The sequence below is a fragment of the Pasteurella sp. WM03 genome (genome assembly GCF_004570945.1).
GTDB lineage: Bacteria > Pseudomonadota > Gammaproteobacteria > Enterobacterales > Pasteurellaceae > Rodentibacter.
This window is the reverse complement of record NZ_SPPO01000017.1, coordinates 1-5,185: the sequence shown is the minus strand read 5'-3', so window position 1 is coordinate 5,185 and position 5,185 is coordinate 1. Positions and strand designations below refer to the sequence as shown.

General features: G+C 37.2%; 5 protein-coding genes. All 5 read right to left on the bottom strand.

Annotation, left to right across the window (positions count from 1 at the left end; all coding sequences use genetic code 11):
* On the bottom strand, positions 1 to 478 hold a 478-nt coding region (locus tag E4T92_RS10910; RefSeq protein WP_255518899.1), incomplete at its 3' end, for a contractile injection system protein, VgrG/Pvc8 family.
* Positions 475 to 1,719, bottom strand: coding sequence for a type VI secretion system ImpA family N-terminal domain-containing protein (locus E4T92_RS10905; RefSeq protein ID WP_135094861.1), 1,245 nt, complete (start codon positions 1,717 to 1,719; stop codon positions 475 to 477). The genes E4T92_RS10905 and E4T92_RS10910, both read right to left, overlap by 4 nt.
* Positions 1,720 to 1,792: 73 nt before the next feature.
* Positions 1,793 to 2,611, bottom strand: a complete 819-nt coding sequence (locus E4T92_RS10900) for a hypothetical protein (RefSeq protein WP_135094860.1) — start codon at positions 2,609 to 2,611, stop codon at positions 1,793 to 1,795.
* Positions 2,612 to 2,676: 65 nt separating this feature from the next.
* Complete coding sequence (locus E4T92_RS10895) at positions 2,677 to 3,462, bottom strand: hypothetical protein (RefSeq protein WP_135094858.1); 786 nt, start codon at positions 3,460 to 3,462, stop codon at positions 2,677 to 2,679.
* Positions 3,462 to 5,185: type VI secretion system tip protein TssI/VgrG (tssI, locus tag E4T92_RS10890; protein WP_135094856.1), on the bottom strand; the 1,724-nt coding region annotated here is incomplete at its 5' end. The genes E4T92_RS10895 and tssI, both read right to left, overlap by 1 nt.

Sequence of the window (5,185 nt, the reverse complement as noted above, 5' to 3'; positions counted from 1 at the left end):
GACGAATCTCCAAAAAATAGTGCGTTTGTTCAAACCCACTGTCACCTTGGGTAAAACTTGAGACGATGCCTGAGATAACCCGTTCCGCTTTTCCCGATTGCCAAACGGTAAACTTTACCTTTTGGTCCAGCACTTGCGTGGCATCTATCGTTGGAAGGGGGCTGGTAAGATGGACGGATAAACAATAGGGCTCGCTGTAATGCTCACGTAATTCAAAGGACACCACTGAAAAGGTGGGCGGCGGGAGAGTCACTGTTTCTAAGGTGAACTGTAAGCCTGTCGGGGAAGATAAACCCAATAACTCAGAAACAGAGCCAAGGATATCTCCACTATTTAGTTTAGTTGCTACAGTCTCAGCCTTACTTATCACATTTTGAGCGAGATGAACAACTTGTTGGCCTTTTTGAATTTGGTTAGCGAGTTTGGAGTTAGCCGTAAATTCACTGATAGTTTTAGCTTGCTCTGCAATATCGTTCATCTTTTGTCCTTACTATTTTCTAAATCATTTAAATAAGCATAATAAGCCAGTAAACTTAAAAAGTGCTTATTAATTATTTGTTTTTGTTCCCAATCCTGAGGATTATTTGCATATATATGCAAAACTTGCTCTAATGAAGGGCGAAAATCAAGCTCTTTTTCCATGTTATATAACGCTGTTTTAAGATAGGAAATCGTTAATCCTTGCCTTGATTTCTCTGCTTGTAATAGCTCTTGCTGCAGTGTTTGAATTTGCTGTTTAAGTTTGCTTGATTCAATTAGGTTTTTACCAATATTTTCATAAACGCCTATTTTATTGTACCACTCTGTTTTTAATACTTGTTCATTGCTACTATTAACGTAGATTTTTCCTCGTTCTAATAAATAGGTTGGAGAGGATAACATTTTTGTTAGTTCATCTCTCATCTGAGGCAGTTGTTGATATTTTACTGCATAAAAATAGCCACTACTCCCACCTAAAATTAACCCGAACATCAAGAATAATAGAGAAATTAAATGAGTTTTCCTTATACTTCTTACAGGAATACGATCTTTTTTAGTAGGTTTACTCTCTTCTTTTTGAGCAGACATTATAGAGGGGGATGCACTAAAAATAGGCGGCGTTATCTCCATTTTTAATGGATGATTATCCGTCTTAATTTCTGTTTTCTGAGTGGGTTTTAACGAAGGTTTAAGTGGTGAAGTAATAACGATTGGATCACCCCTCTCAATATTCTTATCATACTGAGATGTTACTCTCTTATCGATTTGCTCATTCACTGAAACAAGTAAATTGTTTAGATTAGTAGGTAAATCTGAATGCTTTTTTATTTCTTCTACGATAAGTGTCAGTGCATTATCTAAACAATAGAGCGCTTTTATATCTTGATGGGATTGTACTTGAAGTCTCATATTATCAGCAATTTGTCGATTTAACCAATTGAGCAAAGTGATTCTATTAGAAACCTCTAAAGGCCAAAGCATATCCCAATATGAAATTAAAGCAATCGCAATATTTTCAATATCTTTTGTGATTTGAGTAAAGCTTGAAGACAGCTGATAACGGGCTACAGTAAAATACACTAAAGTTTGTAAATCAATGCCATTTTCTGCAAGCAGGCGCGATGATAATTTTTCAACAATTTTCCAATCCGTTTGTTTATCTGGTCGGCTAAGATAGTTGATTTGCTCTTTTATCTGGATAAATTCAGTTAAATTACTAGGGGATGTGGCAAGTTTCATTTTTATATTCCAAATTATTTACTAAATAACTACATTTTTTATCTACAAAATTTTCATTAAAAATACTCACTGGTTATTTATACCCTAATGCTTCTAATCGGCGTATAATTTCTTGGCGATGAATATTATTAGGATTAGCTTGTAATAAGCGTTTAGATGTTCTTAATAACTCCTTCCCATAAAGACGATGATCAGCCCCCTTATCCATTAAATAAAGTACAATTTCTGGATTACTATCTGCCCATTCAACCACCGTTTTTCCCACTGAACCAATAGAATTTATATCTGCACCATTCTCTAATAATAACTCTATCCGTGCCTTAATATCATTCATAAAATCTTCTCGATTCCATTTATTTAAAATATAGGCTGAACGCACTGCAGCATTAATTGCCGGCATTGCATTTAACGCTATATCGCCTGTATCGTCTCGGTAAAAATAATTAGGGTCAGCGCCATATTTAAGTAATAACTTCATATATTCGATAGACTCATCGCTAGATACTGAAGTAAGAGGTAAATAATAAAATTTATATTTCTTACTATTTGATAAGATCATAGAAACTTTATTCGGGTTAGCATTATTTTTTAGCAATAATTCTGCAATTTCAAAGCGATTCTCTAACATCACTGAGTATAATAGATAAGTCATTGTGTTTGTTTCTGATATTTCATTAACATCAATGCCTTGTTTCAACAATTTTTCTACCTTAGCCCTATCATTTTTATGAATAGCTTGAGCCATTTCAAGATGACTACCACTAAAAAATTTCTCTGGTATTAATCTTCTATTTTTTTCTGTTTCATTTGAATATGCATAAATTGAAATCATTGATAAATAGAGCGATAAAATAAAGAAAGCCAAATACTTTTTTATTTGTAAAATTTTCATTAAAAATACCCGCTTGTTATACCCTATTTAGTAAATAGTTTTTATCCCCCTGTGGTAGTGGTTATTTATTGTTTAGGTGTCCACTCAATACCTTTTTCAATCATTATCGCTTTGATTTTTTGAACAGCTTCTAAATTTTCCTGTATAACATCCAAATTTCCTTTATATCGTCCACTTTTTACATCATCAAAATCTTCTTTTAGAGATTTTTCCATTCTAAATACAGACATAGCAAAACTTCTTCCATTCTTATCCACATTATGCACATCTGTACCGATTGAAACAAGATAATAAGAGAGCTTAGGTGCAGTAATAATGGTTGCGTGTGCAGGATTTTTTCCCGATGTGCTTTTGGCTTCTATATTAGCCCCATATTTCACTAACACTTTCATCAAATCAAGTTTGTAATTACTTCGTATTTCAAAAATTATCGGCGAATATTCATCCATTAAATTTGGATCTAGTCCACCTGCCAACATTGCCTCTAATAATGCGGGGTGTTCTTGTGCAAATGCAATAGTTAAAGGGGAGTCTAAAAAAACACCTCCTTTATTTACTTTTGCCCCTGCTCTTACTAACTCAGTGATAATTTGTAATCGCTTTGTAGGTTTATCACTTTTTAAGTCTCCCATAGCCTCAAACATTGCAGCTGTTAAAATGGGAAGACTCTGATCATTTTTCATCTCTAAATCAGTGACTTTCACAAGTTCTTTCACTTTTTCCACATCGGCAGCTTTAATCGCTTTCACTAATACTTTTTGCTCTTCACTAAATCCATCAAGTGGGTAGCTATTCTCCATACATCCTCCTAATCCAACTAATAAGACTAACATTAAAAATACCTGTTTCATTACCAACCTCCTATTGTTTGCTTAGTTTTGAACAACTCGCCACCTAATGCATCTATCACTTTATCCATACCGTGATCCCGGTATGAATTACCAAAAGGAATAATATTATCCTTGGTTTGAATTGGTAATTTATACCGTTCCGTATAACGTGCATCAGGAGTAAGGAAATCAAGGGCTATATCCCCTGCATCGGCTAACGCATAACTCGCTGCTTTCTGTGGATTTATTCTATCCAGCATACCAGACAAGGTTAAAGGCTCTGTTTCTTGCACTCGCGTGAGGAGTTCCTTATCAATATAGTAGGCTTCTATCTTGCTTGGCATAATTTTAGTAAGTCGTTCAACGGTAATATCTCGTACCCCAGCCGCATTAAAGGTAGTAGCTTTTGAGCCGGATGCCATCGAGGCGGCCGATGCTAAACCACCACCTAAGGAATGACCTGTCATCTCAATCATATTTGTATTGCCCGATTCTTTTACTTTCTTACCAATCTCCACAGCTCTTTCATAGTACTCCGATCTCATTCCCATACCCTGTTTAAGATTATTGACCCAATCTTCTCTCGATGTGGTGCCTTTAAACGCAATCGTGGGTTTCATCTCATTTCCAAATACCATATGGTCAGGCACAAACATACGGGCTTTAAAGCCTTTATCCGTAGGAAAATCACTTTTTTCTAAACCATACTTGTTTAGTTCATTTTCATCCGTACTAATCTCTTTCCAACCTGGTGGAGGTGTGCTACCAATCGGAGTATAAGCTGCTTGAGCTAATATTGCCGCTTGCATTGCCCGACGTTCACGCTCAAACTTATCGGCTTCTGCGTGTTTCCCTTCAGCTCGTAATTGTGCAATTTTTTCCGATTGAGCCTGCCACTCTTCGGCTAATTGCTGATGTGGTAAAAGGTCACTATCCTCATTAAGTTCTTCTTCAACACCCTGCTGTGATTGTGACATTAAAACAGAATATCGATTAAAGAAAACTTCTCCTCCATCAATCTTAACTTCATCACTTTCAATACGCAGTATTCCTTCATTATTGAGAGAAATGATCGAATTCCCTACGGAAAAAGTAATACTGCCATTTTGTGATGAGATAACGAGGTCTTTTTTAACTTGCTTCGTCGTTGATTTTTCAACAAAAGTATCCGAGTTTCCCAAAACAGACGTCATTTCACTCTCATGAATGGTTTTGTTACGATCTCCCTGCACGGTGATATTCTGGTTCTTTTTAATAATCTCTTGGTGACGATTTGAGACTATTGTATTTCGGTCATTCAACACCACGGTGTTCATATCTCGCTGAGCGTGTAAGTTGAGTCGTTCCTGTCCCGGCGCATCCTCAAATAAAAGTTCGTTGTAGCCCTCCCCCTTATACGTCTTGGAGCGAAATGCCATCTGCGTTTTACTTTGTGGTAACGCCCTCGGTGGCACATTCCTTGCATGATACGTCCTACCCGTGATTATCGGTTGGTCCGGGTCGCCATCTAGAAAATCAACCAACACCTCCTGACCCACACGCGGTATCGCCAGTACCCCCCAACCTTGTCCTGCCCACGGTTGCGTCACTCGTATCCAGCACGAGCTATGGTCATCATATTTCCCTTCCCTATCCCAAAAAAATTGCACCCGGATTCGGCCTACGTTGTCCGTAAATATCTCCTCTCCCTTCGGTCCTACCACTTGGGCAATTTGAGGTCCGTCCACCTTTGGCTTTGTCCGCT